The organism is Bowmanella sp. JS7-9 (assembly GCF_004329715.1).
Classification (GTDB): Bacteria; Pseudomonadota; Gammaproteobacteria; order Enterobacterales; family Alteromonadaceae; genus Pseudobowmanella; species Pseudobowmanella zhangzhouensis.
The window spans coordinates 1-24,905 of record NZ_JXSY01000021.1; the positions used below are offsets into that span (position 1 = coordinate 1).

24 protein-coding genes are annotated in these 24,905 nt (G+C 49.8%); 11 read left to right on the forward strand and 13 right to left on the reverse strand.

The features are described from left to right. Window positions 1–511 precede the first annotated feature (511 nt). The 3 genes from TK45_RS11445 to TK45_RS11455 all read left to right on the forward strand — a co-directional run bounded on the left by TK45_RS11445 (window position 512) and on the right by TK45_RS11455 (window position 2,855). Window positions 512–790 (forward strand): hypothetical protein, encoded by a 279-nt coding sequence (locus tag TK45_RS11445; RefSeq protein ID WP_131258931.1) that lies wholly within the window; start codon window positions 512–514, stop codon window positions 788–790. Between the two features lie 368 nt (window positions 791–1,158). Continuing rightward, complete coding sequence (locus tag TK45_RS11450; protein WP_131258934.1) at window positions 1,159–1,668, forward strand: hypothetical protein; 510 nt, start codon at window positions 1,159–1,161, stop codon at window positions 1,666–1,668. A 188-nt stretch (window positions 1,669–1,856) separates the two neighbouring features. Then, complete coding sequence (locus TK45_RS11455) at window positions 1,857–2,855, forward strand: hypothetical protein (RefSeq protein WP_131258935.1); 999 nt, start codon at window positions 1,857–1,859, stop codon at window positions 2,853–2,855. Here TK45_RS11455 and TK45_RS11460 read toward each other — a convergent pair. Both TK45_RS11460 and TK45_RS11465 read right to left on the reverse strand, forming a co-directional pair. Further along, window positions 2,852–3,808 (reverse strand): GGDEF domain-containing protein, encoded by a 957-nt coding sequence (locus TK45_RS11460; protein WP_131258936.1) that lies wholly within the window; start codon window positions 3,806–3,808, stop codon window positions 2,852–2,854. The genes TK45_RS11455 and TK45_RS11460 overlap by 4 nt on opposite strands. Next, complete coding sequence (locus TK45_RS11465) at window positions 3,771–4,316, reverse strand: methanogen output domain 1-containing protein (RefSeq protein WP_131258937.1); 546 nt, start codon at window positions 4,314–4,316, stop codon at window positions 3,771–3,773. Before TK45_RS11465 ends, TK45_RS11460 begins: the two co-directional genes overlap by 38 nt. Window positions 4,317–4,412: 96 nt before the next feature. On the opposite strand from TK45_RS11465, the gene TK45_RS11470 reads away from it, so the two are divergent. Further along, entirely contained in the window at window positions 4,413–5,462 is a 1,050-nt protein-coding gene (locus TK45_RS11470) for an aldo/keto reductase (RefSeq protein WP_131258938.1), read from the forward strand. Here the strand turns inward: TK45_RS11470 and TK45_RS11475 are convergent, their stop codons facing one another. After that, window positions 5,463–6,350, reverse strand: a complete 888-nt coding sequence (locus TK45_RS11475) for a hypothetical protein (RefSeq protein ID WP_131258939.1) — start codon at window positions 6,348–6,350, stop codon at window positions 5,463–5,465. A gap of 28 nt (window positions 6,351–6,378) precedes the next feature. After that, window positions 6,379–8,463, reverse strand: coding sequence for an elongation factor G (fusA, locus tag TK45_RS11480; protein WP_131258941.1), 2,085 nt, complete (start codon window positions 8,461–8,463; stop codon window positions 6,379–6,381). Window positions 8,464–8,835: 372 nt separating this feature from the next. Here fusA and TK45_RS11485 point away from each other — a divergent pair, with 372 nt between their 5' ends. The 3 genes from TK45_RS11485 (at window position 8,836) to TK45_RS11495 (ending at window position 10,437) form a co-directional block, all read left to right on the forward strand. Continuing rightward, a complete protein-coding gene (locus TK45_RS11485; protein WP_131258943.1) occupies window positions 8,836–9,306 on the forward strand; it encodes a Dps family protein in 471 nt (156 codons plus the stop codon). A 108-nt stretch (window positions 9,307–9,414) separates the two neighbouring features. Then, the gene (locus tag TK45_RS11490) at window positions 9,415–9,657 is read left to right on the forward strand and encodes a YfhL family 4Fe-4S dicluster ferredoxin (RefSeq protein WP_131258945.1); all 243 of its coding nucleotides are present in this window, start codon (window positions 9,415–9,417) and stop codon (window positions 9,655–9,657) included. 180 nt (window positions 9,658–9,837) lie between these two features. Beyond that, a complete protein-coding gene (locus TK45_RS11495; protein WP_131258947.1) occupies window positions 9,838–10,437 on the forward strand; it encodes a YkgJ family cysteine cluster protein in 600 nt (199 codons plus the stop codon). 49 nt (window positions 10,438–10,486) lie between these two features. Here the strand turns inward: TK45_RS11495 and TK45_RS11500 are convergent, their stop codons facing one another. Further along, window positions 10,487–11,626, reverse strand: a complete 1,140-nt coding sequence (locus tag TK45_RS11500; RefSeq protein WP_131258949.1) for a DcaP family trimeric outer membrane transporter — start codon at window positions 11,624–11,626, stop codon at window positions 10,487–10,489. A 204-nt stretch (window positions 11,627–11,830) separates the two neighbouring features. Between TK45_RS11500 and acs the strand changes: the two genes are divergently transcribed. Then, window positions 11,831–13,771 carry an acetate--CoA ligase gene (gene acs, locus TK45_RS11505; RefSeq protein ID WP_131258951.1) on the forward strand — a complete coding sequence of 647 codons (1,941 nt, stop codon included), beginning with the start codon at window positions 11,831–11,833 and terminating at the stop codon, window positions 13,769–13,771. Between the two features lie 17 nt (window positions 13,772–13,788). Further along, window positions 13,789–14,433: a response regulator transcription factor gene (locus TK45_RS11510; protein ID WP_131258953.1), complete on the forward strand. Its 645-nt coding sequence runs from the start codon at window positions 13,789–13,791 to the stop codon at window positions 14,431–14,433. A 102-nt stretch (window positions 14,434–14,535) separates the two neighbouring features. Here TK45_RS11510 and TK45_RS16400 read toward each other — a convergent pair whose 3' ends face one another. Further along, the gene (locus TK45_RS16400; RefSeq protein ID WP_256372531.1) at window positions 14,536–14,661 is read right to left on the reverse strand and encodes a hypothetical protein; all 126 of its coding nucleotides are present in this window, start codon (window positions 14,659–14,661) and stop codon (window positions 14,536–14,538) included. 376 nt (window positions 14,662–15,037) lie between these two features. Here TK45_RS16400 and TK45_RS11515 point away from each other — a divergent pair, with 376 nt between their 5' ends. Together TK45_RS11515 and TK45_RS11520 are read left to right on the forward strand one after the other, a co-directional pair. Continuing rightward, window positions 15,038–15,523: a hypothetical protein gene (locus TK45_RS11515; RefSeq protein ID WP_131258955.1), complete on the forward strand. Its 486-nt coding sequence runs from the start codon at window positions 15,038–15,040 to the stop codon at window positions 15,521–15,523. Between the two features lie 59 nt (window positions 15,524–15,582). Next, on the forward strand, window positions 15,583–16,095 hold the full coding sequence (locus TK45_RS11520) for a nuclear transport factor 2 family protein (protein WP_254426612.1): 513 nt from the start codon (window positions 15,583–15,585) through the stop codon (window positions 16,093–16,095). Window positions 16,096–16,105: 10 nt separating this feature from the next. Here the strand turns inward: TK45_RS11520 and TK45_RS11525 are convergent, their stop codons facing one another. The 7 genes from TK45_RS11525 to TK45_RS11555 all read right to left on the reverse strand — a co-directional run bounded on the left by TK45_RS11525 (window position 16,106) and on the right by TK45_RS11555 (window position 24,901). Continuing rightward, complete coding sequence (locus TK45_RS11525; RefSeq protein ID WP_131258959.1) at window positions 16,106–16,717, reverse strand: GNAT family N-acetyltransferase; 612 nt, start codon at window positions 16,715–16,717, stop codon at window positions 16,106–16,108. 8 nt (window positions 16,718–16,725) lie between these two features. Beyond that, on the reverse strand, window positions 16,726–18,660 hold the full coding sequence (locus tag TK45_RS11530) for a response regulator (protein WP_131258961.1): 1,935 nt from the start codon (window positions 18,658–18,660) through the stop codon (window positions 16,726–16,728). Further along, entirely contained in the window at window positions 18,657–19,118 is a 462-nt protein-coding gene (locus TK45_RS11535) for a response regulator (protein WP_131258963.1), read from the reverse strand. Before TK45_RS11535 ends, TK45_RS11530 begins: the two co-directional genes overlap by 4 nt. Further along, window positions 19,081–20,562, reverse strand: coding sequence for an ATP-binding protein (locus tag TK45_RS11540; protein WP_131259222.1), 1,482 nt, complete (start codon window positions 20,560–20,562; stop codon window positions 19,081–19,083). The genes TK45_RS11535 and TK45_RS11540 overlap by 38 nt, the downstream gene beginning before the upstream one ends. 76 nt (window positions 20,563–20,638) lie before the next feature. Continuing rightward, window positions 20,639–21,571 carry a mechanosensitive ion channel family protein gene (locus TK45_RS11545; protein ID WP_131258965.1) on the reverse strand — a complete coding sequence of 311 codons (933 nt, stop codon included), beginning with the start codon at window positions 21,569–21,571 and terminating at the stop codon, window positions 20,639–20,641. Window positions 21,572–21,717: 146 nt separating this feature from the next. Beyond that, window positions 21,718–24,099, reverse strand: coding sequence for an MMPL family transporter (locus TK45_RS11550; protein WP_131258967.1), 2,382 nt, complete (start codon window positions 24,097–24,099; stop codon window positions 21,718–21,720). Then, on the reverse strand, window positions 24,086–24,901 hold the full coding sequence (locus tag TK45_RS11555) for a VacJ family lipoprotein (RefSeq protein WP_131258969.1): 816 nt from the start codon (window positions 24,899–24,901) through the stop codon (window positions 24,086–24,088). Before TK45_RS11555 ends, TK45_RS11550 begins: the two co-directional genes overlap by 14 nt. Window positions 24,902–24,905 lie beyond the last annotated feature (4 nt).

The window sequence follows — 24,905 nt, forward strand, 5'->3', positions numbered from 1 at the left end:
TGTGACCAAAACGTCAGGAACGTTTTGGAACAGCCGTCAGGCTGGCCCGAAGGGCGAGGGCAGGATAGCCCGAGTAACGTGGCCGTACTCTGCATATCAGCGACTCAGCATGATGTGGATGACGGTGATTGCTAGTAAGCGTTATAGAAATTTGCTATTGATAAGCTCTGGAATGAAACACTCCAATTGCGCACTATTAAAATGTTTTGTGCTAATGAGTAATCGTCAATGAATCAACAGTTTTGGGAAATCGTAAATAGATTCATCGTTAAGGCGAATGAAGTGAAGGATGAAACTTCTATGCCCAAGCAAGTTCTTCAATGCTATATGCCGCCGCTAGATATAACGCACTAAATATCATCCAGAAGTACGATGAAGCTGAAAGGGAAACGCGAATAAAAGAGCATGTAGAAATTTATGAAGAGTTTCTCAGGAGTTCAGTTAAGCATTTCAGTGAATAAAGCCGCGTATAACAAAGCAAGTCCAAGGGACGTCATGAGAGGGAAGCATAATGATAACTAGAATAGCGATAGGCATATTTGTGCTGTCATTGCTTAGTGCTTTGGTGGCAAAAACCTATAGTTATGCGGATCTTTCCGTCTATCTTGGGGTACCGGCACTTGTCATGTCTGGTTGGGCGGCGCTCGGTCACCTTGTCACGTTAGATGACGATGCTCTTGGTGAGTGGTCTAATCCAGATAGAGACATATCCATATGGCGCCACTCTTTAATGGCGCTTATTGTTAAATTTTTGGTGTTCATAGTTGTGGGAATATTGGTTTATGCGTAATTACATAACAAGAGACATTTCCAAGTGAGTAGAGCCCTAATCATCATTGGCAGTTTAGTTCTTTTATATGCTATCGCAGCCTTCGCGGTAGACTTCTTGCCGGTTGAGACATTTCAATCATCGTCTGACGATATTTACTTAAAGGTCGTGCCTACCTCTGAGAATTCATTCGATTGGGTCCAATTTCGGTTGCCGGCTTTATTTGTTGGGGCAATATTGGTCGTCGTTGGCAAGTTTATCGGTGGTAAAAAATGTGACATCTAACAAGGAGCTGTTGTGGCGCCACAGGGGCTGATTTTTTACTTGATATAAATGCGTTTTTCCATTTATATCAGGACTTTATGGGCAAAAGGATTTGAGGTTTTAGGATGAGATCAACCCACTATCTTGCCATTATGGTGAGGCTATTTTCAGTTGCGCTGTTCTTAAAGGCGTTCGAAAGGTTTGCCCTCTACCTTGGGGTAATTTGGAACGAAGATACGTTAGGCAGCCCTTTGTTCAATTTCGTGGATGTCCTAACAATTATCATATTGACGATTGTTGCCATCTTGTTATGGAGTTTCCCTCTTTCTACCGCTAAGTCGATCCTAACGCCTGAATTGGAGCAACCGGTAAAACCATTATTGCCAATTACATTTTTGAGTGTGGCCATCGTAGGTATTGCCTTGCTAACGCTTTATTTCGCAATAGCGGATGCTGTTTATTGGGTAACAATATGGAACTTGAGTAAGCAAGAGGTAATGAAGCTCGAGCCTTTTTATTTTGAATCGCAAGACATTGCAGCCATATGGGCTACTACGGTGCAGTTCGGTATGTCGGTAATATTGTTGTTACGTCCAAAGACAATTGCTTCAACATTATTGCGAATTGCACGTTAAAGGCATGTACTTGGAGGTCGCTTAGGCGGCCTTTTTTATTGGTTAAATATCCAACTAAAAGTTAGCGGAATTGGCTAATTAGCAAATCAAACCAAGCATTGGCAATATTTAAGTTATTGAAATATATGCAATAAATAGTTGGCCGAGTTATTGCTGTAGGTAGTGGTCCCTCTTAAAGGAAATTCATTATGTACAGCGAAGAAGATCTAGATAATGCCGTTCAGCAGGGGATCCTGCGTCAGGATGATGTGAATGCACTGCGTCAACACCGCAGCCAAACTACCCTGCAGGCAACCGCCGATCAGGAAAGTTTCCGGCTGCTCACCGGTTTCAATGACATCTTTGTCAGTATCGCCGGCGCACTGTTTTTTGTGTCGTTGTTTGTATTAGGTGCCAATTACGATAAGGCGCTTGCCACGATTTTAACCGCAGCAGCTGCCTGGCTATTTGCTGAAATCTTTGTACGTAAACAACGTATGGCCTTACCGGCGATTTTGTCGCTGGTGTTTTTTGTCGCATCCGCATTCGCACTACCGCTGGCCTTTTTTGTTACCCCGACAACAACCGTCCTGCTGATGTGTGCCTTATTCTCGACCATTGCGGCCTATGTGCACTGGCAACGTTTCCGCGTACCGATCACCGTAGCAGCCTCAACGGTAGGTATTCTGACTGCCACCGTTGGCATCATCATTAATCGTTTTCCTGGTCTGATTGAGCACAAATTAACGATTTTGTTCATCGCAGGTATTTTGGTTTTCCTGTTCGCCATGTATTGGGACTCGCGGGATTTAGCCAGACGCAAACGTTCGTCGGATGTGGCGTTCTGGTTGCATTTACTTGCCGCCCCACTGATTGTGCATCCGGTGTTTCAGCAGTTCGCGCCGTTGGGTGGTGCGCAGGATGTCAATACTGCCATTCTGGTGTCGCTGGTTTATCTGATATTGGCGGTGATTTCGATCATTATTGACCGTCGTGCAATCATGGTGTCAGCATTGATATATGTGTTGTATACCTTTGGCCATTTGATGCAAAGCTGGTCCGTAGGCTACGGCCTCGCATTGGCGGGATTTATCATCAGTTCAAGCTTACTGGTTTTGTCTGCCTATTGGTCGCCATTACGCGCCATTCTGGTCAGCCACCTGCCAGCCAATATGCAGCGTAATTTACCGGTGACACTGGTACGCTAATTCTCAATCCGGGCTGAACAGACTTTGTTCCGTCCGGATTCTTTCGCTTCGTACAAAGCGCAATCTGCCCGATTAATCAGTTCTGACAACGTATCTCCAGAGTCCAGTTGCGTGATACCAATACTGACAGTGCAATTGATTGGCGGCTCGAGACTTAATGCACCTTCATTAATCTTTTGGCGGATCTCATCGCACAGGGTAAAACACTGGTCGATGTCCGTATCGTGAAAATACAATACAAACTCTTCACCTCCCCAGCGTCCGACAATGTCAGAACTGCGTCTTTCACTGAGTAAAAATCGTCCCAATGCTTTAAGTAGGTCATCGCCGCGATTATGTCCGTGGGTGTCATTAACGCTTTTGAAGTGATCAATGTCCAATAAGGCACAGCAGGCCAGCGATTTGTGGCGGGTTGCCAGTCGGCATTCCATTTCCAGTACCGACTGGACATAACGGCGGTTCTTCAGACCTGTCAGCGTGTCATGCAGGCCTTCGTTACGCAATTTGCGCATAATCGCCGCTTGTTCATGAATGCTTTGGTTTAATTGCATGATCTTGCTGGTGACGCCGTGTAAGCGCGTATCGAATTGCAGCAAAATCGCATCGGGACGCCGTGAGTCAGGATTACTCCTGATACTGCTGATGACTGCGGTGTAGATGTCGTTTGTGCGTGCGTGAACGAGTTTGCACGGTATCGCAGCAGTACTGGCGAGAACACGGCTATACAAGGTCTGCAGAGTCTGTTTCTGGTTAGACAGCATAAAAACATCCGCCAGATGAGTGACTGGCCCGCCAACTAGCGCTTGCGCCTTATTGTTGATGTTTAGTACTTGCCCATCCGGCGATAACAGAATGACCGGTGACTGCAGCGCTTTAATAATGTGCTCAGCAGACAGTGCCATTGTGGTTGCGGTGTCAGAGCTCTGATACGTCGAAATATTCGATGACGTCATCGCTGCGTTCCTGGTGGCTGTCTAAATGCACGATAACGTGGCAATGGCCATCACCTCGGGCAATGGTTTTGCTGAGTTCTACAGCGGCGTATCCTTGTGAGTCAGCACTAATACGGCCAAACACATTAGACGTCATGGCACACAGTGTGGTTTGGCCTACTACTCGTTCTGAGAAGGGACAACGGGTATTTTTCAGTTCAATACGGGTTGGTTTGATATCGTGAATATAAAATTCCCCGCCGATGCGCCTTTTGAGATCAATAAGGATGGCAGCGAGGGTATCCACATCAAATTTTTGCATACCCAGTGCATGGCGATACATGCCTTCAAAGTAGCGACCAATTTTGTCAGCCACCAGTGAAATAAGGCCATGGGATTCCTGTTCGCCGACCACATCATTGAGTGTTTCGTTTAACTCAATAAGAATCTCAAGATAAAATTTGGCGGGGTCTACGGATAGTTCTAACGCTTGTATTTTATGGTCTGTCTGAACAGCTGCAGCCTGCATGTTGGTGATTCCAATTCAATGTTAGTATGGGTTTAGTGTCTGGTCGGATTTTCGTCAAGCCAGTGGCGGTTAAAACCGCATAAATATGGAGTTCAAATGCAATATCGTCAGTTAGGCAGTTCGTCGTTGAATGTCTCAGCAGTGTGTCTTGGGTCGATGACCTGGGGTAAGCAAAATACTCAGCAAGAGGCAGAACAACAGATAGCTATAGCCGCCGATGCAGGTATTAACTTTATCGACACGGCTGAGATGTATGCCGTGCCTCCGTCTGAGGACACCTATGGTGCCACCGAGTCGATTATTGGCAACTGGTTGGCTAAGCAACCAGAGGCGCGAGATAAATGGATAATTGCCTCAAAAATTGCAGGGCCAGGCATTAGCTGGATCCGGGATGGCGGTAAAATGAGTGCGCAAACTTTCCAACAGGCACTGGACGGTTCGTTAAAACGCCTGCAAACCGATTACATTGACCTTTACCAATTGCATTGGCCGAACAGACCACACCCACACTTTGCGCGTCACTGGCCCCACAGCGGTCTTTTAAGCGACACAAACAACTATGACACTGATGATATGCTAGCCATACTCGAAGCAGCTCAGCAAGCCATACAGGCTGGTAAAATTCGCTATCTGGGTCTTTCCAATGAGACGCCCTGGGGCATCAGCCAGTATTTGCGTCTGGCGGCGGCACATCAGCTGCCACGAATTGTATCGCTGCAAAATGAATATAATTTGTTGCACCATAAGGATTGCCCTTATGTGCTGGAGCAATGCCTGGCAGAAAACATCGGCTATCTGGCCTGGTCGCCACTGGCAGGTGGCGCGCTCACTGGTAAGTATTTGGGGGGCGCTCGTCCGCCTAATTCGCGCTGGACGCTGGTACAGCGCAATGGACTGTTTAGGGACACGCCACAATCACAGGCTGCCATCGCGGGTTACGCGGAATTAGCAAATGCATTTAATATCACCCCAGCGCAATTGGCGTTGGCCTGGGTCAATCAACAGGTCGGGGTCGCTTCCACAATTATCGGCGCGACGAGCGATGCCCAGCTGGCAGAGAATATTGCCGCATTTGCGCTGGAATTTAGTGATCGACAACGGGAAGAAATTGCCACCGTAATGCAGGCGCACCCGATGGCATTTTGATTAGCTGGTAGGGCCTTGAATTAACTTCTGCAAGTTAGTGATTTTATTTTCAAGTTCGGTAACCCGGCGCATTAGCGCAGCGTTGTTCATATTCAGGCTATCCATATTGGCCGCTTTGGCATCTACATCTTTGAGTTTGCCTTCCAGCGTTTTGACGTCTTTAGCCAGACGCTGCAGCGAATCCAGCATGGCATCCTGATTCAGTTGCAACACAGATTGAACTTCGGTTGCCGTTGCGACAGCGGATTTTTGCTTATCAAGCTCCGATTGTAATGCGCTTGAGCTGCTGGTGAGCTGCTTCTTATTGGCCGTGACTTGCTTATCTAGCGCGCTCAACTGGGTTTTGTTTGCTTCAATATCAGCCTGGTTACGACGCCATGCGGACGCCCATAATTTATCCATTTGCTCCCACAACTGATCGGCCTTTTCACCCAGTTCTTTAACCTTTACCTGCAACGCGACGGTCGACTCGCCCATTTCCTCACCGGTGGCGGACAAACGGCTTTCCAGGTCACTGATACGTGCCTGATAGGCGGCCAGTTGCTGCTGTTGTAACTGACCAAGGTGATATAACCAACCGGCGCCGGCACCTGCACCAATGGCTAATAACAGTGCCAGCCATGCTAGGCCATTACGCTGTTTTGCAACCGGCTTGATTTCTACTTCTGCTGGCGCGCTTTTTTGCTTGGACGGTTGCCGTTGACGCAAATATGCCTCGCGATCTTCCTCATCGAGTACGAGCTTGGGAACGTCCTGGTCAAAATTGTCGGCTGGCATACTGCTCCAGTTAGGGTTGGCTTTGCGTGACAAGCAGTTTACGGATAATTCGGCAATATGTGAATAATGTGTGATGAATTGCTGGGCAACCGGTAATAAAAAACCCGCCATTCGGCGGGTTTTTTGCGATTAGCCCAACTTATTTGTTGGCTTTACGCTCTTTGGCTTCAGCGATTACGGCTTCAGCTACGTTGTTTGGACATGCAGTGTAGTGTGAGAACTCCATAGAGAACTGACCACGACCAGATGTCATAGTACGCAGGTGGCCGATATAGCCGAACATTTCAGACAGAGGAACGTCAGCTTTGATACGTACGCCAGTTACGCCCGCTTCTTGATCTTTGATCATGCCACGACGACGGTTCAGGTCACCGATAACATCACCAACGTGATCTTCTGGGGTGAACACGTCAACTTTCATGATTGGCTCCAGCAGCTGAGGTGCAGCTTTTGGAATCGATTGACGGAATGCACCTTTAGCAGCGATTTCGAACGCGATAGCTGATGAGTCAACTGCGTGGTAAGCACCATCGTACAGTTCTACTTCAACGTCCAGTACCGGGAAGCCAGCCAGAACGCCCTGGTTCATCATACCTGCGAAACCTTTTTCGATCGCTGGATAGAATTCTTTAGGTACGTTACCGCCAACTACGGTTGACTTGAAAGTAAAGCCAGAACCTGGCTCACCAGGACGGATGCGGTAGTCGATCTTACCGTACTGACCAGAACCACCAGACTGCTTCTTGTGCGTGTAGCTGTCTTCAACGGCTTTGGTGATAGTTTCACGGTAAGCAACCTGTGGTTTACCTACAATCAGCTCAACGCCGTAAGTACGCTTCAGGATGTCTACTTTGATATCCAGGTGCAATTCACCCATACCTTTAAGGATGGTTTCACCAGAATCTTCGTCAGTTTCAACACGGAAAGATGGATCTTCTGCAACCAGTTTACCGATAGCGATACCCATCTTCTCAGAGCCGCCTTTATCTTTAGGGGCAACTGCGATTGAGATTACTGGCTCTGGGAACACCATGGCTTCCAGTGTACATTCGTGCTTAGGATCACACAGGGTGTGACCAGTCTGAACGTTCTTCATACCCACGATAGCGATGATGTCACCGGCTTGGGCAGATTCCAGCTCGTTACGCTCGTTTGCCTGCATTTCAACCATGCGGCCAACACGCTCAGTTTTACCGGTTGCAGAGTTCAGGATGGTGTCACCCTTCTTCAGCTTACCAGAGTAAATACGCAGGAAAGTCAGGGCACCGAAACGGTCATCCATGATCTTGAACGCTAACGCGCGGAATGGCTCGTCAGCAGATACGATAGCGAACTTACCAGTTTCGTTACCTTCTTCGTCAGTCAGAGGCTGTGGATCAACTTCTGTTGGGTCTGGCAGGTAATCAACAACCGCGTCCAGAACCAGCTGAACACCTTTGTTTTTAAATGCGGAACCACAGAAAGTTGGGAAGAATGACAGGTCACGGGTACCTTTACGGATACAGCGTTTGATATCTTCAACAGAAATCTCTTCGCCTTCCATATAAGCCATCATCAGGTCGTCGTCCTGCTCAACGGCAGTCTCAACCATCATCTGATGATATTCTTCAACTTTCTCAACCATGTCGGCTGGAACTTCTTTGATCTCGTAGTTTTCTGGCAGACCAGTGTCATCCCACACATAGGCTTGCTTGTTCAGTACGTCTACAACACCTACGAAGTTTTCTTCAACACCGATAGGCAGAGTCATAACCAGAGGGTTTGCACCCAATACTTTTTTGACCTGCTCAACAACACGGTAGAAATCTGCACCGATACGGTCCAGTTTGTTTACGAAGATAACACGCGCAACTTCAGAGTCGTTCGCATAGCGCCAGTTAGTTTCTGACTGTGGTTCAACACCGCCAGAACCACAGAATACGCCGATACCGCCATCCAGAACTTTCAGTGAACGATAAACTTCAACAGTGAAGTCAACGTGTCCTGGGGTGTCGATAACGTTCAGACGGTGACCGTTCCACTCACAGGTAACAGCAGCTGACTGGATGGTAATACCACGCTCAGCTTCCTGTTCCATAAAGTCAGTTGTTGACTCGCCGTCATGTACTTCACCGGTTTTATGGATTTTACCGGTCAGTTTCAGAATACGTTCTGTAGTGGTAGTTTTACCCGCGTCTACGTGGGCGAAAATACCGATATTTCTGTATTTTGATAAATCAGCCATTGCTTCACTTCATCGTTAAGGGAAAAAATTCGCGCGGAAGTATACAGGAATTCAGCACTAAAAACTCCTTTTTATTGGTGTTTATTTGTGCAAAAAACGCTTTTTTCACGCATTGGATGATCAGAATATAGCGATCTGATCATAAGAACCTGTTATTCGGTATGTTGGGCGGAACCGCAAAACCGTCAAAATGAATCCGAACGGTCGCTATTTTACACGAAGCCACCGGGCTTTGCGCAACATCATATTTTATCAATCATAACAATGGGTTTATTCGATTTTACTTAATTAGCCAATTAGCTATCCTGAATCAAAGTAAATGACGACAGCGCATGTAGCATGTAAGCGCACTCATCAATTAAGGAGAGGTAAATGACGCACATCGACATTGGAATCAAAGAGCAAGATCGCCTGGACGTAGCCGACGGGCTTAAAAAGCTGTTGGCGGACTCGTACACCCTGTATCTGATGACCCACAATTTTCACTGGAACGTCACAGGCCCGCAATTTCGTGAATTGCACCTGATGTTTGAGGAGCACTACACCGAACTGGCCGTGGCCGTGGATGACATCGCAGAGCGTATTCGCACCTTGGATGTGTTTGCACCGGGTACCTATAAAGCTTTCGCCAAGCTCTCGTCGATTGAAGAGGTAGAAGAGATTCCTGCGGCCGTTGACATGGTGGATTACCTGACCAAGGCCCATGAACAAGTAGTCAAAACCTGCCGCAGTGTACTCAAACTGGCCCAAGAGGCGGGAGATGAGTCGACGTCAGCGTTAGTGTCAGATCGGATGCGTATCCACGAAAAGACTGCGTGGATGTTGCGCGCAATCCGCCGATAACTAGCGACAGATTATTCAAAGGCTGCGAACGCAGCCTTTTTTGATCCAGGTTAAGAACTTTCTAAACTACCTCGGCTATAGTCCTCTTCAGCAACCTGGAGGTGAACCATGGCCTTACACATTACCGACGAATGCATTAATTGCGATTTATGCCCATTGGAATGCCCCAATGACGCAATCACTATGGGCGACGAGATTTATCAGATCGATTTTACCCGTTGCACTGAGTGTGTTGGCCACTATGATGAGCCGCAATGTATGGCGGTATGTCCGGTCGAATGTATTGAAAAAGACCCGGCGCACGCGGAATCTGAAGAGGCGCTCTGGACCAAATTCGCTGCATTGCATTAAGCGTGACTTGCACTACTATTTGCCACCGCCCAACCGGTGGCTTTTTTATTTAAGTATCTGAAAAAACTGCATTTAATCTTATTGCTGCAAAGTGCTGTAGCAGCATAAAATCATGCCCTGTGACCCAGTTCTGGGTCTTCTTTATTTGATTGTTTTATTGTCATTTTTTGCGGAGTCTTAATGCAACGACTGCGAGAGTTATCGCGTCTTGTTGAGGCTGTGTACAACGACATCGATCATACCTACGGCAAATATCAGCAGGATAGCGGCCTGCAATGCCGGTCAGGTTGCGGCGCGTGCTGTAACAACCCTCACATAGAAGCGACTGAATTAGAAATGCTACCCATGGCCTTGTCCCTGTTCGACCGTGGGCAGGCAGAGGTTATGCTGGATAAATTAGCCGAGTACAACGGTTTCAGTTGTCTGCACTTTGTGCGCCAGTCTTTGGATGGCAACCAGGGCTATTGCGGGGAATACGCCCATCGCCCGGGCGTGTGCCGGATGTTTGGGGCCGCGGCGGTCAAAGCCAAACATGGGCTGACACTGTCAGTATGCAAAACCATTAAACAGGATGTGCCACAAAAATACGCAGCCGGTTTAATTGCGCTTGGGGAAGGGGGAGTACCGGTGATTCCTCATGATAAAGAACGTATTCGTCAGCTGGATTTCAGTTTGAGTCAGCAAGAATTGCCTTTGAATAAGGCGTTAAGTGCGGCATTGCAGCGGGTATTAACTGCCGCCTGGTATAGCGCGGAAGATGCAGAGAATCAGGTGGCATAAAAAAAGCGCCGACATAAAGCCGGCGCAATACCGAGGTTTCTGACCTTTATCAGAAAGCGTATTTAGCCATGACCTGGAAGCGATTCATATCGCCTTCCGCGCCACTGGCTTTTTCGATAGCAGCATGTGCAAATTCAACACCCACTGTGATGTTCTTCACTGGGTAATACATCAGGTTTGCGCGTGCACTCCAGGTTTGTTTATTTACTAACAGGCCTTCCAGCTCGGCACCATCATCCGCATCATACATGGCGTAGATCAGGTTGAAGGCTGTCTGGTCGCTGACCACATGGCGATAGGCGGCGGTAAAGCCCATAGAATCGATGGTCTCTAAATCACCGGACGACGTCAGTACGGCACCATTGTTAGTATTCAGGCCAATGTAGCGACCTAAGCCGGAGCCATAGTTCACCATCAGACGCAGATCGTCTTTGCCCATCATAATTTTGCTGGCAACACTGACGCCAAAGCTGCTAACCGTTTCGTCAACACCGGCGCCGTTGTTGTAGGCCAGTTGGCGTAATAAACCTGCCACTGAGAAATAGCCCCAATCTTTCTTCATGGTGTACTTCATGGTCAGGTCTGGCATGGTGTTGTCGTCTGTCACCTTGCGACCACCATCGGTGATAGTCGACTCAGGGTTTTCCAGTGCCACTTGCAGGTTGCCGTTGGTGTAGCGAACCTGAGTCTGACGTACGAAGATAGTGCCGTCGGTGGTACCGATAAAATCTACCGAGTCAGGCAAAGTGCCTACGTCCATAAAAGTTGACCAGGTTTGACCAACCAGCCAGTTGCCGTAGGTCAGGAATGCATGACGAAGGCGCGGTTGATAGCTGTTACTGATACGCTCGTCACCGCCTGGCGCCAGCATAAAGTCCATCTCGAAGAAGGCTTTCAGGGTTTCGCCGTTGTCCAACTTAGTGGTAGAGCTTAAGTTGAAACGGCTTTGCTTGACGTGTGCGTCGAACTGCGCGTCTTTATCTGCGCCGCTGACAGGCGTCAGGCTGGGAATGTAGAAATCGCGTCCCGCATTGTTAGCCGAGAGCGAACCGTCGCTGTATGAGCTCCACATACCGTCGGCTTTTACATAGCCGCCGAATTTAAATGTTGTTTCGTCTGCCTGGGCAAACGGAACAGCGCAAGAGGTGCCTAGTGCAAGAGTGAGTGCTGCAATTTTATTGAGTTTCATGTTCCATCCTCAGTAGTCGTTGTTCTGTAGGGACTGGCTTAATTTGGTCCAACTTATTGTTTTTGCAAATTATCCTTTGGTCTGTCAGACCAAAGTCGTATAGTTTTTGCGCAGATAACCGAGTGTGCGACCAAAGTCGCATTCCTTTCACTTGGCGGTTGGCTAGAGTGAGGGGAATAACCTTTAAAATACGGACAATTACCCATGAGTGACGCGATTTTTCCAGTACCAGATAGCGCTCGTCAGCGCACTTTACTCAATCAAAAAGTCTATCAGGCGATGATCTCGGATGCCCTCAAGCAGCCAGAGGTGTTCTGGGCTGAGCAGGCGAAAAATCTGAACTGGATGACTTTCCCGAGCAAAATCAAGGACGTGTCATTTGCCAAAGACGATATGCATATTCGCTGGTTTGAAGACGGCGAACTCAATGTGGCGGTTAACTGTATTGATCGACATTTGCCAGCACGGGCCAATCAGGTGGTGTTTTACTGGGAAGGCGACGATCCCAATGACAGTCAGGAAATTACATACCAGACGCTCTCGGATGAAGTGAATAAGTTTGCCAATGCGCTGCGTGATATGGGCGTTGGTAAGGGCGACCGCGTTGCCATTTACTTACCCATGATCCCGCAAGCAGCCTATGCCATGCTGGCGTGTGCGCGCATTGGTGCGGTGCACTCAGTGATATTCGGTGGTTTCTCGGCGCAGGCAATTGCCGACCGTATTAATGATTGTGATGCCAAAGTGGTGATTACTGCCGACGAAGGTCGCCGCAGCGGTAACAAAGTGCCACTTAAAGCGAATGTAGATAAAGCATTGGCGAATGGAAACTGTCCGAGTATCAAACACTGTGTGGTATGTAAATTCACCGGTGGAGAGGTGAGCTGGAACCCAGTAGATCGCTGGTGGCACGAGGCCACCCAGAATGCCTCAACCGAGTGTGAGCCGGCGCGCATGAATGCCGAAGATCCGTTATTTATTCTGTATACCTCAGGCTCAACCGGTAAACCGAAAGGCGTCGTGCACAGCAGCGGCGGCTATCTGTTGTACGCTGCCATGACGCATAAATACGTGTTCGATTATCAGGAAGGTGACATTTACTGGGCCGCCGCAGACGTGGGCTGGATCACCGGCCACAGTTATATTGTGTATGGCCCGCTGGCCAATGGCGCGTCGATGGTGTTATTTGAAGGTGTACCGACTTATCCGGATGTACGCCGCATTGCGCAGATTGTTGATAAGTATAAAGTTAACATCCTCTACACCGCGCCCACTGCGATCCGTGCTCTGATGGCTCACGGTGACAAGCCTGCCGAAGGGGCTGATTTGTCTTCACTACGTTTACTGGGCTCGGTCGGTGAGCCGATCAACCCGGAAGCCTGGCATTGGTATCACACGGTGTTTGGTAAGGGTAAGTGCCCAATTGTGGATACATGGTGGCAGACTGAAACCGGCGGCATCATGATATCGCCTCTACCGTCGATTACCGATCTCAAACCCGGCTCGGCTACCCGTCCGTTGTTTGGCATAGATGCCGCGCTGGTGGATAACGAAGGTAATGAACTGGAAGGTGCGGCGGAAGGCAATCTGGTGATTAAAGACAGCTGGCCGGGTCAGGCACGCACTGTCTATGGCGACCATGAGCGCTTTATCCAAACTTACTTCAGTACCTACGCCAACCAATATTTTACCGGTGACGGTGCCCGCCGTGACGAGGATGGTTATTACTGGATCACCGGACGGGTCGACGATGTGCTTAACGTATCCGGTCACCGCCTGGGGACTGCCGAAATTGAAAGTGCGCTGGTAGCCCATGAAGCCGTAGCCGAAGCCGCCGTGGTAGGTTACCCCCACGACATTAAAGGTCAGGGCATTTACGTCTACATCTCGCCGGTAGAAGGGGTAGAAGTGACCGAGGAGCTGACCAAATCGGTACGCGCCTGGGTACGAGAACAGCTTTCTCCGATTGCAACACCGGATATGATTCAGTGGACAACCGGTTTGCCGAAAACCCGTTCGGGTAAGATCATGCGCCGTATCCTGCGTAAGATTGCTGCCAACGAATATCAGAGCCTGGGTGACACATCAACGCTGGCAGATCCTTCTGTAGTTGATACACTCATCGCTAACCGATTGAATAGGTAGAACTTTTTGGAGTAGGGATGATTACCCTTGTCATCGCTGATGACCACCCGTTGTATCGGGATGCGTTACGCAGCGCCTTGTCGATGTCACTGGATAACCTCAATTTACTTGAGGCCAGTGACCTGACCCAAACTATCGATATCCTCGAAAACAACGGGGACGTGGATTTATTGTTGCTGGACTTACATATGCCCGGCAGCGGGGATCTGTTTGGGTTAATTCATATCCGTAAGCTGTACCCGGATTTACCGGTCGCGGTGGTATCCGGGCTGGAAGATCCCTCTATCATCAGTAAAGTGCTCAGTGCCGGCGCATTGGGTTTTGTGTCTAAAACCTCCGGCTCAGCCAAAATTGCCGAAGCGGTGCAAAGCATGCTGGATGGCGATGTATGGGTACCCGATGGCTTTGATGAACAGGCCGTGGATGATGAAGACGAATTTGCCGCACTGGCAGACAAAGTCTCCAGTCTGACCCCCGCCCAATACAAAGTACTGTGCTTTATGCGCGATGGCCTGCTAAACAAGCAAATCGGCTTTAAGCTGGATATTGCGGAAGCCACGGTTAAAGCCCATGTCACCTCGATATTCCGTAAACTTGGAATAAATAACCGCACTCAGGCCGTATTGATTGCCTCGCAGTTACAGTTGCAACCGCCTGAATAATGCTAAAACGCCGTCAGGCGTTTTTTTGTTTCTGGCACCGCGGTTACCCCGCTGCAAAAAGCTGCCCAAACCGGTTGGGCTACTTGTTGTTGAATCAACATGTCATTCAGCGCTACATTGGTGCTTAATCGGCAGACTATTGTCATCGGTAATCGTTGTTATTTTGAGGTAGAACATGGACTGTCCTTCCTGCAACAAAGCTGGGATCTCAACATTGCGAAAATCCATAACATTGCCGTTTGGATTATCATTGCGCTGTCATCAATGTGGGACTCAATTTCGAATTAAACGAGGCTTCGCGTTCCTGCTCGCTATCACGCTCGAAATAGTCTTTGTAGTTGGCGTGGTAATGGGACTTAAAGCGTTAAGCGTCGCAACCCTGTTGCTTGTTATTGTGCTTGGCCTACTAATAACATTTTCGCTTGCCGCGTTCCTACCGATGGAAATAGAAAGTCAATCTCGTAGATTCAATCGACGCGCTAAATAACCTATAACAGACTCTCCGCTGCCTCCGTCAAAACCGTAGGATTTAGTGCAGAAGGATTACAATATTAAGGAATGACTTATCACTATCTTCAATCCGTTACTTTCCATAGAAACTGTTTTGAAATGCCTTCTGGTATTTGCTTTTTCAGCCGCCATAAATTTTGCTAATGCGCAGACACTTTGCGTCGAACTAACTGAAGTCGGTGCGAACAAAAATCACAAATATTTTATAGATTTGGATTCATTTGAACTGAGAAATGACCTCTTAGAAGGTGAAGCAATTACAGACAGAAAAAGTGGGCAATATTTGATGTCCGACGGAGCCATATCATATCGAGGTAATAAGATATTTGAAGCCAATGAGTTCCTTTATGAATCAAATGTAAATGGCATAGATGTTTTGGTGGTTCGCGATGAATATAATTCTTTCAGCAGCCCTCTAAAATTGCTATCTGCGCTTGCGGGACACCCAGTACAGACAAGCAAAATATGGATTCTTAGTGTTCAGTCTGGAAAAATTGAAAATAAACTGCTTCTCGCAAAAGAAGATAGTTCTTACCAGTGGCAAGTAAAGATGAGCAGCGCCAATAAGGGTGTTAAGTAAGTACTGCTAAAACAATGAAATTGCTCATCCATACCCCCCCGTATCCCGCTTTTTGCTTGATGCTATATGTTGCTTATCAGGAGTTATTTATCAAAAAATTCAAATATGTAGTTCTTGTCGTATTCACGTTGTTAGGCTTAAACGCTTGTAGTGAGCGACAACAGGCGCTGACACCGGCGCAAGTCCGCCAGATTGAAACACAGATACAGCAATCCTTCGACGCGTTGGTCGCCGCGTCTGAGGCGCTCGACACCGAGCGCTATTTTGCTTTAATCGATCCTGACAAGTTTGTCGGGCTCAATGCCGATGGTAGCAACTGGAATTCGTTTGCAGACCTAAAAGCCCTGATTGAACCGGGCTTTAACGCGGTAGCAAAAATTGAGTCTCTGACGTTTAGTAATGTGCGTATTTCGGTCATTGACGCCAACACGGCGATTCTGGTCAATCAGTACCAACAAACCGTATTGCTCAAAGACGGTACCACCCACTCAGGGGCAGGGGGTGGTACACAGGTATGGTCTAAAACAAGTGGCGAGTGGTTGCTGGTGAGCATTTCTGCCAGTGGTGAATAATCCGGTTAAATCAGGCTTGTGTAGTTTCGCGACTTTCCAGCAAAAAGCTCAAATGACGTTTGGCAGCCGGCCAGTCGTAATTGGTGATAGAAAACACCACCGTATCGCGCGCACTGCCATCGTCCAGCAAAATATGGTTGCGTAACACTCCATCCTGTCTGGCGCCCAGCCGGGCAATGGCGGCGCGTGAACGGGTATTGTGCCAGTGGGTGCGAAACTCGACGGCGATACAATCCAGTTGCTCAAATGCATAGGTTAACAACAGCAGTTTCGCTTCGGTATTCAGGGCGGTGCGCTGTACCCGGTTGGCATACCAGGTGTAGCCAATTTCCAGCCGGCGATGTTTGGCAACGGCGTTGCAATAGCGGGTAGAGCCGACGATATCGCCAGAGTGTTTATCGACCACCACAAAAGGCAGAGCCAGCCCTGCATGTTTATCCTGCAAGGCCGCCGTCAGGTAGGCATCAATGTTATGTTCACCGGGCACGCTGGTGTACCACAGTTTCCACAATTGACCATCATTGGCCGCGTCAAGCAGCGCCGCGCGATGATCCAGCGTTAATGGTTGCAGGCTAACATGTTGCCCCTCGAGGGTAATGTCTTTCAGCCAGGTTGGGCTCATGGGGGTCCTTAAAATTTACTGAGTTGCTGAATTTGCTCAAGAAAAAGTGGTTTTTGCAAGACCAGTGAGATATTCAGCGGTGCAATCAGTTCATCGCTCAGTTCGCGGCCACTAAGAATCACTAAATCTACCTGCTCATCGCTGGCACGCAGCTCTTCAAGCAAGCTTAAGCCATCCTGATCGGGCAAGCCTAAATCAACAATAATTCGTGCATAACTGTGGTGTTTGGCACGCTGTTTACAGTCCTCCGCGTTGTGCACCACATCGACGCTTATGCCCTGCATTTCCAGCATCGCAGCGGTGGCTTCAGCTGCATCTGGATCATCTTCGACCAATAACCAGTTGCCCTCAGATTGGCGGGCACTGGCCGGTGCCAGATAATGTTGCAGGACGCCGGCCAATTGATTGGTTTCCATCGGCTTGGCCAGCATATCGGTAAAACCCATGGCATGCAGTTGCTCCGCCCGGCCTTTTAAGGTGGCAGCGGTAAGTGCCAGAATCGGAATATCGTCGACACGCTGACGCAGAGCCCGAATAGCCTGGTAGCCATCCATTTGTGGCATGTGCAGGTCGAGCAAAATAACATCATAGGGCTGGCCGTTATCCAACGCGGCAAATGCCAGTTCAACGGCCTGTTGACCATTCGCTGCGGTGTCCGCGAGCACACCAAAATGGCGGATTTGCGCCTGCATCATATCGCGCAGGTCTGGCATATCGTCTACCACTAACACCCTTCCTTCTAACTTAAGTGGGGCGGGGCGCTGCCAGTTGGCGCGTTCACCCGTTAAATCAATCACATGGAGTGGATTGTCGGGGATATCACCGATCGGCAAACTAACAAAAAATTCACTGCCCTGACCGATAGCGGAGGTGACGTTCAGGGTACCTCCCATGCGCTGCACCAGTTCGGCACAGATGGCTAAGCCCAGACCTGTACCTTGAGTGCTTTTCCTGACAGCATCTTCAACCTGTTCAAAGGGCTGGAAAATCTTGTCCAGGTGCGCGCTGTCGATACCAATGCCGGTATCCTGCACGCTCAGTTGTAATGGGCAACTAGTGTGTTCCGGCTGGTAACGTATTTTCAACGTGACACTGCCCCGCTCGGTAAACTTAATCCCATTGCCAATCAGATTGATCAACACCTGCCGAAAGCGTGTCGCATCGACCAGAATCATCTGCGGTACCGGGGCCGGGCAGTCGAAATTAAGTGCCAGATTTTTTTCCAGTGCCAGCGCATGGGTCAAGGCCATCACTTCGCTGAGCATACTGGCCAGATTCATCGGACTGGGGTTGAGCTCCAGCTTATCCGCGGCGATTTTAGACAGATCCAGAACATCATTGAGCAGGCTGAGTAAATGCCGGCCGTTACGCAAGATGGCATGTAATTCCTGCTGGGGCTGTGCGGCGGGGGCGCGCGATAGCAGCAATTCGGTGTAACCCAGCATGGCGGTCAATGGGGTACGCAATTCGTGGCTAAGGTGGGCGAGAAAACGGTCCTTGGCGCGGTTTTCGGATTCGGCGCGCAGTCGCTCCAGTTTTTCCCTTTGCATGTCACGCCGTGCCAGTGCATAGCGAATTGAGCGGATAAAACGGCCGCTATCCACTTCCGCTTTGAGTAAATAATCGGTAGCACCTGCATCCAGCGCCGCTTCATCCACCTGACTGTCTGCCTGACCGGTCAGCATCACCACCGGCGGCGCACTATCTGACTGATTTATCTGGCGAAGAACGTCAATGCCGGTATGGGCCCCGAGCTGATAATCTAACAGGCATAAATCAAAATGCTGATGGGTGAGCTGATTCAATCCCTCGCCGGCATTGCTGGCCCACACTACCTCAACCTGCCAGTGTGGCAATTGTTCGAGGCTGTCGCGGGTCAGAATGTAATCGTCTTCATCATCTTCGATGAGCAGGATCCGAACCCGGGGGAGCTGACTGGTCATTGCGTGTTATCCCGCTCCCGTGGCAGTTCAACAAATTCGACCCAGTAACGGCCAAGAGTGGCCATCAGTTCAACCAACCCTTCAAAGGTGACTGGTTTGGTTATATACGATGCTGCACCGAGATCATAACCGCGGATCATATCCTCTTCCTGTTTAGAGGTGGTGAGGATAACCACCGGAATGCTGCGTAACTGTACGTCTTGTTTGATTTCCTGCAGAGCTTCGCGGCCGTCCATGCGTGGCATATTTAAGTCCAGCAGAATCAATCCGGGACGGGGCGCATTGCCGGGTTCGGCGAACTTGCCCTGACGGCGCAGATAATCTAACAGTTCGACACCATCGTTGACGCAGCGTAGTTCATTCAGTACGCGGGATTCTTTCAGGGCATCCTGGGTCAGTAACCGGTCATCTTCATCATCATCAGCCATCAGTATGGTGATCGGGGTCGCTTGCATCATCTTGTGTTACTCCCAATATGGGTAGTTGAATAATCATCCGGGTGCCCTTACCCGGCTCACTTTCGGCGATCAGGTGGCCGCCATGCCGTTCTGCAATGCGACGGCAAACAGCCAGACCAATCCCGGTTCCTTTGTATTCATCCCGACCATGCAGACGCTGAAATGGCACAAAGATCTTTTCTGCATATTGTGGGTCAAAGCCAATGCCATTGTCCTGAATCACTACCTCATGCATGGGCTTAATCCCCTCGGTTGTGCGGTAGCTAAGCACCACGCGGGGAGGCGTATCAGGCCGATGAAACTTCAGACTGTTGCCAATCAGATTAAGTAACAACTGATACATCTGATTGCCATCGGCACGCACGATTGGCAGCGTGTCACTATTTACCTCGCCGCCAGCTTCATCGATGGCAACTTCCAGGTCATCCAAAATGGTGGTCAGGGTCTCGTTCAGATCAACATCTTCAAAGGCTTTACCGCGGGTCGACACCCGGGAATATTCCAATAAGTCTGATATCAACCGCGACATGCGTCCGGCTGCGTTACGCATGCGGGTTAAGTAGTCGATACCCTTCTCGCCGAGATTGGCACTAAATTGCGTTTCCAGCCGTTCACCAAAGGCCTGAATCTTACGCAATGGTTCCTGTAAGTCATGAGAGGCAACAAAGGCAAAATCTTCCAGTTCGCGATTAGAGCGGCTCAGTTCATCGGAATACAATTGCAACTCGCGGGTGCGTTTGGCCACCTGTTCAGCCAGATCGATGTTTTGCTGTTCCAGTGCCGCGCGGTAGCGAATGTCCTTACGAATATTCACCATCGCGACCACTAACAGGGTGATCACCAGCAAAAAACTCAGGCTGCCGGAAATGATAAACACCAGCTGCGCTTCATTTTGCGCCTGCTGCAGTTGTTTAAAGCGTTGTTCACGCAAGGTATATTCAGCGGCTTCGATATCCTGAAACAGGCTATGAATTTCACGGTAAAGATTGCGGCCGCGGTTAGTCAGCAGGGTTTTCAGTGCTTGTGGTTGCTTTTCATTCAGCGCCAGATTGACTGTCTCAATCAGTTCTAACTTTTTCAGTTCGATCAGCTGTAGGACCAGGTCGATTCGTTCGCGCTGACCGTCAATTTCGGTGGAGATTTGCTTGACCTTTTCTACCTGGCCATCCAGCACCGACAGCGCATTATCATAGGGTTGCAGATAGCTTTCATCCTGGGTGAGCAGGTATCCGCGCTGACCGCTTTCCGCCGCCAGCACGCTCTGGTGCAAATCCTTTAATTTGGAGATCACGTCTGAGGTATTTACCAGGCTGCGCTGGCTTTCGGTCAACTCGCGCACGGTTTGCATTGCCAGACCAGCATTGACCGCCAGCACCACCAGAATCAGCGCTGCCAAGGTAAACCAGTAATAAATACGTTTTCGGCCTGCTCGGGAACTGTCCATGTCGCGATGTCGGATCCAGTTAATGGTGCGCAAAAAAGAGGCAACCAGAGTAACCCGTTCCGACTCACATTGGTAGTCAGTCGCCATGATCGTTTGCCGCAGATCCCTCTTTGCGCGCCGTTGCGCTCAGTTGCTCCTGTAATGCCACGCCCCCACGGATGCCAAAATCCAGCGTGCGGATCGGGAATGGGATAAGGATGTCATTATCAGCCAGGGTACGTTTAATCACGCTGACGATTTGGTGGCGCGCCTCCATAAAGCCAGTTTCCCCCGGGTAGCTGATCCAGCACCATACCAGCAGGTCGATACTGCTGGCACCGAAGCCTTCGCAATACACCTGAGTCTCGTCCTGACGGATAACAAAATCACATTGATTCAGTGCCTCGACCAACACCTCACGGGCCTTATCCGGGTCATCCGCGTAGGAAATGCCGACAGGCACTTCAATGCGCCGCACGCCAAGTGCGCTGAAATTGGTCAGCTTGTTCTGAAACAGCATTTTATTGGGCACAATCAGGCGCTGCCCATAAAAACTGGTAAGCAGGGTGTTGCGCAAATTAATCGTGTCTACGGTGCCAAATACGCCGTCGGCTTCGATCACATCACCGGGCCGAAACGGCTTACGAATACCCATGGCGACGCCGGCAATCAGGTTTTCCGTCATATCCTGAAAAGCAAAACCGATAGCCAGACCGACGATCCCGGCACCCGCCAGTAGTGAGGTGACGGTGCCCTTAAGGCCCAGAAAATCCAGCGCAATAAACAGGCCGATACCCAGAATCAGAATGCGAACGATGGCAGCCAACAAGCTGGCAATCTGCAGGGAATCGACGGAACGTTTGAGGATTTGCTGTGTGCCGGATGCGATAAAGCGCGCCAGAAATGCAAACACCACGGCAACCAGCAGTGCAACCACCATATTCGGTACGTGTTGTGCACCCAGTTCCATCCAGTTGTAGAGTTTGTCGTGGATTAATTGCCAGATTTTGTCCAGTGAGGGGATCTGCATACTGCCTCCGCGTGCAAATCCAGATTATCGCAATGCCTGTGCCAGTTTGGTTCTGTTCTTAACTATCTGAATTATATGGCATTAAATTGACAGCTTGCGGATGTAGATATTCGGACACAGTAAAATTTACCGTGTCCGCGCAAGGATTACGCCAGATAACGTTTCAACATCACAGGTAGCAATAGCAGGTCGGTCAACAGGGCGAATAGCATGGCCGCCGCGGTGAGCAGGCCAAACAGCAAACTGGGCACAAAATCAGAAAATGCCAACAGGGAAAAGCCCACGGCAATCAGGCTGCTGGTATACAGCATGGCGCGACCCACATGGTCGAAGGTGTGCGCCATGGCGTCGCCGTTTTGATCTTTCTGCTGGCGATAGTGGTGCACCATATGAATGGTATCGTCGACCGCAATGCCCATGGCAATGGCGGAAATGGTAATCGTCATCAGATCCAGCGGAATTGCCAGATAGCCCATCAAGGCGAGAATCATCAGGGTACATAACACATTAGGCACCAGCGCAATCAGCGCGACTTTGGGATGACGGAATAGCAGCCACAGAATCAGATACAGGGCAACGTAGACAATCCCCAGGGTCAGAATTTGTGACTCAAACAAACGCTGCAAAATGTCCTGATACAACATAAACAGGTTGGTCAGGGTCAGGCGTTCGGAATCAATGCCGTTGGCGTTAAAATCTTCGCGTAAACCAGCCAGGTAGTCGGCGCGGCGTAACCCCTCGGTACTGTCTTTGACCCGGGTACTGATGCGCAGTTGACGGTGTTCGGGGTCATAGTAGGCGCCGAGCAGGCGTTCACGCAGGTCGTTATCCAGCAGATGGTATAAGGCGCTCAATTCATATTCAGTGAGCGGTTTGTCATCATTAATCTGTCGTGCCAGTTCGGTGAAATTTACTACCGAGGTGATATTGCCGCTGGCAGGATACTGGCGCAGGACTGCCTGAATTTTTTGCAGGGTCAGCACGCTTTGCGCGCTCAGTTCCACGCCGTCTTTCGCTGTATCATCCGGCAGGTCCACGACCACATCCAGTGCGGTCGTACCACCAAATTGCTGGTCGATAAATTTCAGTTGCTGGTGGACGCGGGTATCTTTGGCAAAGTAGTTCAGGAAGCTGTTTTCCACATTCAGCAGTAATAAGCCGCCCACACTGATAACCGCCAGCATTGCGCCGACACTGAGGATGAATTTCGGACGGCCATTGACCAGGCGTAAGGCGCCGGCAAGGAAAGCCTGACTTAGCTGGCTGGCGCTGCTGGGGGCTTCGCGCTTAAATAACATCAAGCAGGCGGGGAACAGCAACAAACTCACCAGCAGCGACATGCCCATGGCCAGAATCATCATATAGCCAAAACTGACCACTGGCTGGATCCCACTGAAAATCAATGACGCAAAGCCAACCGAGGTCGTAATGCCGGCATACAGACACGGGCGGGTCTTGTCAGCCAGGGTTTGACTGACCAGCTCCATCTGACTGGCATCGTCGGCGTTACTGGCTAACTGGCGATATTGCACAATAAGGTGGACCACAATCGCCAATGTCAGAATCAGCTGCAGCGCAATAAAATTGGACGAAATAATGGTGGTGCGCAGATCAAACGCCCCGAACAGCCCAATGGTCGCCACTACACTCACTGCGCAACACAGCATCGGCAATATCACCCAACGCCAGTGGCCAAAGAACCACCACAGCAACAGGCAGATAGCACCCGCAATGGCACTGCCAAAGGTAACCAAATCGGCGCTGATAATATTGATTAGCTCAAAACCCAAAACGTGGGCGCCGCCCAGATACAGTTGGGCGCGTGACTCATAGGGTTTAATCAGCTGGTAAATCTGTTCGATTTCCTGTTGACGTTGTTTATCCAGAGCCTGACGCAGGGGATCCGCCTGTTGTTTCAATTTGGCCAGTTGCTGCTCGTCCTGCTCACTGAGTTCACCCTGTAACCGCTTGCTCTCAATATTGGTGATTTGATTGTCTATCTTTCGCAACGTCTCGTCGTCGCGAAACAGAATTTGGATTGCCGTGGCGGTCTGTTGCTGATTGACCAGCAAATCAGTAAACAGTGGATGGTTGGTAAAAATCTGTTGCATCTGCTCGGGGCTGAAGTGCTTTGTCTGCCAGGTAAACTGATCCGGGTTGATATCACCGCCCAGTTGGCCGGCGGTGGACAGTAACGGTACATTGAGTATGTGGGTGACGCCGGCCACTCTTGGCAATTTACCTAATTGCTGGCTAAGGCTTTCAAGATCATCGAAGGTTGTCTGGCTGAATAACGCGTGTGCCGTTGGCTGGTACGCCAGCAGGATAAACTCCTGCGGAGCAAAGCGTTGGTCCATCTGACGGGTTTGGATATAAAGCTGATTGCCTTTACTCAGCAGGGTATCGGCACTGGCATCGATGCGAAAATACTGGGCAAACCAGCCCAGCAAAACGCTCAGCAGGATAAAGGCGACGATCACTGTGCGCGGAAAACGCAGCACAAACGCGCTGGGGTTACTGGCCGCCATCAGTCGCGTCCTTGTTTACCTCGTCTTCTGCCGGTTGTTGTGCCGCATCGTCACGCATCTGCCCCTGCAGATAGAGATTGCGGAAAAATACATAGGGGTCTTCGGCCTGATCGTAAAGCTCATCGTAGGTTTTTACCCGAGGACTAAAGTCATGCAGGGCTTTGAAGCCCAGTAACTGGTCGTCGGTGGGATCTTCAAAGGTGTAGTGCACCGGATGAAACATGGATTCGGTAAAGCTGGATGCGCCGTTACGCAGATCCGACTGGCCGAGAATGGGGATAACCACAAATGCGCCGCGCCCCACATCATAATGGCGCAGTGTTTCATTGAGACTGGCTTTATCCGCCGGTAGATCAAACCAGGCCGTCGCAGGGTCGAATAAGCCAGCCAGACCAATCGTGGTGTTGATCAGAAAACGGCCCAAATTGGTAAAGCCACCGGATCCATCGCCCTGCGCAAAATTATTCACCAGGTTGAGAGGCTCGCGCAGGTTAGCAAAGAAATTACTCACGCCCTGTTTGGCAGGGTCTGGCATGATTGCCTGATAACCGCGGCCGATGGGATTGAGCAAATATCGGTATAACACGTGGTTAAATGCAAAAATCGGCCGATTAATGCTTTCCAATGGATCGTCAGCCTCATCAATCTGATAACCGACCACGGTGGGTTGCACGGTGACCGTCCCCTGTTGTGTGGAGACGGTAACGGGCGCCGTTGCGTCAGTGTCTGCTGGCCGCGGTGTCTGACTGCAGGCACCAAGCAGGGTAAGTGAAAGCAGCAGACTGGCAATGGTCAGGCGCATAGCA